Here is a 4795-nt window from a genome sequence, read left to right on the forward strand (position 1 = left end):
TCAAAGGCTTCGAGTGGGGGATGGCCGGACTCTGGAGCGCTGTAGCGTTGGATCAATTTTTACGGTCTAACCTCATCTATTGGAGATTCAAACGCGGGAATTGGAAAACGATTCGCTTATAATAATAATGATGGAAGCAAGAGGAAAAGAGAGCCAAGAATCCTGTATGAAGGGTTCCTGGCTTTTTTGTGTGTCAATGATGTCAAGAGATGATCTTCAGACCTACAGCAGCGGTAAGGACCATGGCAATAAACAACAGGCGTTTCCATTCCTTCGATTCTCCGTAAAAAAACATCCCGAGCAGCGCGCTGCCCACGGTTCCGATTCCTGTCCATATGGCATAGGCGGTTCCCATCGAAATGGTTTTCATGGCAAAGGACAGAAACAAGAAGCTTAACAGAAAGCCTCCGATAAGAATAAGGTACGAGGTGATGCTTTTGCTTCGGTTCACCCGGTTGATCCCCGAAACCCCAATAATTTCACAACAGCCGGCTAAAATAAGAGAAATCCAATCCATGATTACTGCACCTCCTCAGACTTTTTCGTCGTGGTAATCATTTTCAGCCCGACAACGCCTGCAATGAGCAGCAAAATAAGCAGCAGCTTGGATAATTTAAACGGCTCTCCGAAAACAAGCATTTCGGTAATGACAGTTCCTGTTGTGCCGATTCCGGTAAATACGGCGTACGTCGTACCGACAGGCAATCTGGAGGAAGCTCGAATTAATAAGTCCATGCTGACCAGGATGGCAATAATCGTGCCTCCCCAAGTCCACATATTGTGAGAATGCTTCAAGCCAATAACCCAAACGATTTCAAATAACCCTGCGATAAAGACCATAGCCCAATTGCGATTCATATGAAGCACCCTCCTTAGTATTGGTGTACATTGTGGATAATGTACCCAAAGTCAACGAAAAAAAGCCCGGGATTGATATCATCAATGATATCCTCCCGGGCTTTTATCCCTCCGTGTCCACAGGGAAGCCCTGTGTGTTTTCTCTTGGACCAGACCGTTTTTCTCGGAAGAAAACGCGGAACCCTAGAAAACTATGGCTATTCGTTTATGTCATTCATAATTAGTGCTTATCATAACGTATTCCTTGCTTCTTTTCAAGAAGAAACAAATTCCGCCATTCAGACAAAAAAGAAAGTCTCTGCTATAATGATAAGCAGAATCTAGAATGAGGTGACTACAATGATCAAGTTGGTGGCATTCGATGTGGATGGCACGTTGCGTGACCGTGACTTTTTGCCTGAGTCAACGCGAACGGCGCTCCTTAAACTGAAGGAGCAGGGGATTGCTCTTGCATTATGTACGGGTCGCAGTGAATTTGAAATGGAATCGCTGCGCAAGGAGCTTGGCATCGAATGGGCTATTACGTGCAATGGCAGCCATATTGGCTATAAAGGGGAGACCGTGTTCGCTAATCCGTTTCCTAAGGAAATGGTAAGAGCGTGGCTTCAGGAAGCCGATCGCAGGAATCATACGCTTCTGCTCTACGGCTCTGAGCTTATGTTCATGAATCGTAAGGAGGACCCACATTTTCGCCAGGCGCAGCAGGAAATTGGCTTCATGGAGCCGGTGCGGATAAATTCTATAGATGAAGTTCCGGAGATATACCAATGCATCGTGTTTTGTAATGAGCAAGAAGAGGAAGCTTATACCGGTGAAGATCGCAATCAGCTTTATATACACCGTTGGCGCCCTTGGGCAGTGGATATTAATCCTTGTGGCATGAACAAGGCTGTAGGTCTTCGCAAGCTGATCGATCATCTTGGATTTACGTCTGAGGAGGTTGCTGCTTTCGGTGACGGCCATAACGATTTTGAAATGATTGAATGGGTCGGCAGCGGCATTGCTATGGGTAATGCTGGAGATGAGCTTAAAGAGAAGGCACGTTATGTAACCAAGTCGTTAAATGAAGACGGTATTGCTTATGCCGTAGATAAATGGATTTTAGCTGTCGCCAACTAATCCTATATAGAAACAGGCTGCCAAAGCGCAGCCTGTTTTTTTTGTGTATTATGGTTCCTGAAGGCTGCTAAGTGCAACGGTTTGCTCATTCTCAGGCTGATCAAGCGGGTATATGGTTGCCGTTTCATTGTTCTCATCAACATGCTGAATATAGATGGGAACGCCATCGCAGGTTACGTTAGCCATAATAGGCGAGTCAGCTATTTCTTGTGCACGCTGCTTGTTCACTTTGTTGTCCTCCAATGCAAGTTTATTCATAAGTTCTATACGGGCCATGAGGTAGTATGCGCAGGTCGAGGATGCTTCATTCAAACAGCGGAAAGAATAACCATAACGGTTTTCTCCGACGAAACTATATAATGAACGTGGTACAATGTGCAAGTGTCGAAGGCTCAGGTGTTTGTCCTTGCTTACTAGATAGCAATAGGGAGGAAAAACAAGGTTTTCAAAACATTTTTTGTAACTGGGCAACCTTTTGAATCCGAGTCACGTATAAGAGTATGCGTTATGGATTATAGTGTTGATTTGCTCCTGGCTGGATGTTTAATAACGACTAAGGAAGGATGAGAATATAGATGTCATCAGCTCCACAAGGAATGGGCGGGTTATTCCGCAACCGTTTCGTACAGGCAATTTTATTGTCTGGTTTATTTTTGCAGATTGGGATATGGGTAAGAAATTTTGCCGTACTGTTGTTTGTTATGGACCAAACGAATGGAGATCCATTTGCCGTGTCGATGATCTCGGTCGCGGAATTCGCTCCAATCTTTATTTTTTCGTTTATTGGAGGCACGTTCGCGGATCGTTGGAAGCCAAAAAGGACCATGGTCTGGTGCGATGTGCTTAGCGCCGTATCCGTATTCGCCGTACTTCTGACACTCGTGTTTGCAACGTGGAAGGCCGTCTTTTTCGCTACACTGGTTTCGGCTATCTTGTCCCAGTTTTCTCAGCCATCAGGTATGCGTTTGTTCAAAATCCATGTGCCTGCCGAGCTGATCCAAGCAGGGATGTCCATTTATCAAACGATGTTCGCTTTGTTTATGGTGCTGGGTCCGATTCTCGGAACGTTCGTTTACCAGCATTACGGTATTCAAGTCGCTATCGGTATCATGGGTGTGGCATTCTTGCTTTCCGCCGCTGTGCTCCTGTTCCTGCCTCCTGATCGTGAGATCAACGAGGATAAGCCAGCAACGAAGCTGACTGAAGAAATGGCCGCAGGCTTCCGTTATGTGCTGTCCAAGCAAGTGCTGTCTACTCTTGGAGGTTGCTTCTTGAGTGCCGGTCTTGCTCTTGGTTTGATTCAGCCGCTAGGTGTATTTTTGGTTACGGAGCGTTTAGGTCTGCCTAAAGAAAATATTCAATGGCTGATGACTGCAAATGGGGTTGCGATGATCATTGGAGGGGCCTTAGCTATGGGGCTGTCCAAGAAATTTGCTCCACAAACGATGCTCATTATTGGGATGGTCGTCAGTGCCTTCGGGATGATCGTTACGGGACTATCAACCTCGCTTTGGCTGACCTTGACAGCCCAATTTATCTCCGGCCTTGTGCTGCCGGCTATTCAAATCGGGATTAATACGATGATTCTAAGCAATACGGAGGAGTCCTATGTAGGGCGCGTGAACGGAATCTTAAACCCTCTATTTATGGGAGGGATGGTTGTGACGATGAGCCTCGCGGGATGGCTCAAAGATATGTTCCACATTGTGGCTATGTATGAAGCGGCCGCCGTGCTGTTCTTTATCGGCGTCATCGTAATGCTTCCTCTATACCGAAGTGGAGTGAAGAGTCAGGCGGGTTCCGCCGGCAAAGCTTAATAAGGAATGAAGCTTCATTGAAGGTTATCAACCCAAATAATGCCTGAGCCAAGCGCCAGGCTATCGAAAGGACCATCCGGTATGCGGACGGTCCTTTCTTCCGTGCAATGCCTGTTAGAGGCTTGCATGGAATGAGGCTTGCGGCCTGCCGTGGCGCTTACAAATTATCTTTGCGGAAATAAGGCTGTGCACTACCTGCAAATTCGTCTCTTTCACAACAAGTGTACGAATGCTGATAAACCGGGTAGCAGTGGTGGCGGTTAACAACCTCGATGGGGTGAATCACCTGAACAACCTGTGGGTGATAAAAGTTTCTTACTATTCTGCGCGGATCCGTTACAATCGGATCAGCTGGTGGACAACAAAATTCACGGTGCGAACGACTCATTACTTATCAGCTCCTCTCTTGATCTGAGATATTATACGACATTGGCGGATGAGCGGCCTGTGCTTTTGCCTAATTTGCCGATAAACAAAAATACTGCAGGTACAATGTACCTGCAGTAAGCTGAAATAAAGTATAGCTGGCCCTAAGGGTTTCGCCCTTGAACCATATCACACGTTTATACGAAAGCGTTCTGATTAACCTTGCTTTTGGCGAGTTTCAAATAGCCCTGGACGTTCAACAGCTCGCTTTCATCCATGAACCGCAGCTTCATTGGCCCTGCAGCTTCAATGATATAAGGTCGCAGAGCAGCGGCTCCGCCACCCACAACATAAAAACATTGAATGTCAGGATGCTTTTTCCACCGTTTCTTAATCAGGTCGACAATTTTAACTGCTGCACGTGTAAAGTACATATCAACGATCGGCTTCATGCTGGATTGCCCCTCGCCAATACGGCGTATGAGAAAATCGTTGCGTTTAATCCGTTGAACCAGCTTCGCCCGGCTTGGGAAACGGTAGCCGAATTGATCCTCCACATCCCGGATAATACCGTCCATATAGGTAGCCATACCGATTTGTTCGCCGGTGCTGAATTGATTGTCGATGCTCATTTT

6 protein-coding genes, 1 pseudogene and 1 riboswitch are annotated in these 4795 nt (G+C 46.4%); of the genes and pseudogenes, 2 read left to right on the forward strand and 5 right to left on the reverse strand.

Features of this window, described 5'->3' with window-relative positions; genetic code table 11:
• Positions 1 to 202 precede the first annotated feature (202 nt).
• Together BP97_RS0130745 and BP97_RS0130750 are read right to left on the reverse strand one after the other, a co-directional pair.
• Positions 203 to 517: a DMT family transporter gene (locus BP97_RS0130745; RefSeq protein WP_028552527.1), complete on the reverse strand. Its 315-nt coding sequence runs from the start codon at positions 515 to 517 to the stop codon at positions 203 to 205.
• A 2-nt stretch (positions 518 to 519) separates the two neighbouring features.
• Positions 520 to 858: a DMT family transporter gene (locus BP97_RS0130750; protein ID WP_028552528.1), complete on the reverse strand. Its 339-nt coding sequence runs from the start codon at positions 856 to 858 to the stop codon at positions 520 to 522.
• Between the two features lie 90 nt (positions 859 to 948).
• A riboswitch (guanidine-I (ykkC/yxkD leader) is annotated at positions 949 to 1056 on the reverse strand.
• A 141-nt stretch (positions 1057 to 1197) separates the two neighbouring features.
• Between BP97_RS0130750 and BP97_RS0130755 the strand changes: the two genes are divergently transcribed.
• On the forward strand, positions 1198 to 1977 hold the full coding sequence (locus BP97_RS0130755) for a Cof-type HAD-IIB family hydrolase (RefSeq protein ID WP_036746867.1): 780 nt from the start codon (positions 1198 to 1200) through the stop codon (positions 1975 to 1977).
• Positions 1978 to 2025: 48 nt separating this feature from the next.
• Here the strand turns inward: BP97_RS0130755 and BP97_RS0130760 are convergent, their stop codons facing one another.
• Positions 2026 to 2205, reverse strand: coding sequence for a small acid-soluble spore protein H (locus BP97_RS0130760; RefSeq protein ID WP_028552530.1), 180 nt, complete (start codon positions 2203 to 2205; stop codon positions 2026 to 2028).
• Positions 2206 to 2552: 347 nt separating this feature from the next.
• Here BP97_RS0130760 and BP97_RS0130765 point away from each other — a divergent pair, with 347 nt between their 5' ends.
• The gene (locus BP97_RS0130765) at positions 2553 to 3794 is read left to right on the forward strand and encodes an MFS transporter (protein ID WP_028552531.1); all 1242 of its coding nucleotides are present in this window, start codon (positions 2553 to 2555) and stop codon (positions 3792 to 3794) included.
• A gap of 157 nt (positions 3795 to 3951) precedes the next feature.
• On the opposite strand, the gene BP97_RS40465 is transcribed toward BP97_RS0130765, so the two are convergent.
• Both BP97_RS40465 and BP97_RS40825 read right to left on the reverse strand, forming a co-directional pair.
• Complete coding sequence (locus BP97_RS40465; RefSeq protein WP_156043438.1) at positions 3952 to 4182, reverse strand: hypothetical protein; 231 nt, start codon at positions 4180 to 4182, stop codon at positions 3952 to 3954.
• 175 nt (positions 4183 to 4357) lie between these two features.
• A pseudogene (locus tag BP97_RS40825) lies at positions 4358 to 4795 on the reverse strand (ParM/StbA family protein); the annotation flags it as partial.

The sequence above is a fragment of the Paenibacillus sp. UNC451MF genome, from assembly GCF_000686845.1.
Classification (GTDB): domain Bacteria; phylum Bacillota; class Bacilli; order Paenibacillales; family NBRC-103111; genus Paenibacillus_S.